General features: G+C 53.2%; 1 protein-coding gene. It reads left to right on the top strand.

Annotated features, from left to right (window positions below):
* Positions 1–740 (top strand): elongation factor Tu (locus ACJHX4_RS26745; RefSeq protein ID WP_024212988.1); only part of this gene is annotated, 740 nt, incomplete at both ends.

Raw genomic sequence — 740 nt, 5'->3', positions numbered from 1 at the left:
GGCGCGATCCTGGTAGTTGCTGCGACTGACGGCCCGATGCCGCAGACTCGTGAGCACATCCTGCTGGGTCGTCAGGTAGGCGTTCCGTACATCATCGTGTTCCTGAACAAATGCGACATGGTTGATGACGAAGAGCTGCTGGAACTGGTTGAAATGGAAGTTCGTGAACTTCTGTCTCAGTACGACTTCCCGGGCGACGACACTCCGATCGTTCGTGGTTCTGCTCTGAAAGCGCTGGAAGGCGACGCAGAGTGGGAAGCGAAAATCCTGGAACTGGCTGGCTTCCTGGATTCTTACATTCCGGAACCAGAGCGTGCGATTGACAAGCCGTTCCTGCTGCCGATCGAAGACGTATTCTCCATCTCCGGTCGTGGTACCGTTGTTACCGGTCGTGTAGAACGCGGTATCATCAAAGTTGGTGAAGAAGTTGAAATCGTTGGTATCAAAGAGACTCAGAAGTCTACCTGTACTGGCGTTGAAATGTTCCGCAAACTGCTGGACGAAGGCCGTGCTGGTGAGAACGTAGGTGTTCTGCTGCGTGGTATCAAACGTGAAGAAATCGAACGTGGTCAGGTACTGGCTAAGCCGGGCACCATCAAGCCGCACACCAAGTTCGAATCTGAAGTGTACATTCTGTCCAAAGATGAAGGCGGTCGTCATACTCCGTTCTTCAAAGGCTACCGTCCGCAGTTCTACTTCCGTACTACTGACGTGACTGGTACCATCGAACTGCCGGAAGG

The organism is Escherichia sp. WS2035 (genome assembly GCF_046487065.1).
GTDB lineage: Bacteria > Pseudomonadota > Gammaproteobacteria > Enterobacterales > Enterobacteriaceae > Escherichia > Escherichia coli.
This window is presented reverse-complemented; position numbering and strand designations above follow the sequence as displayed.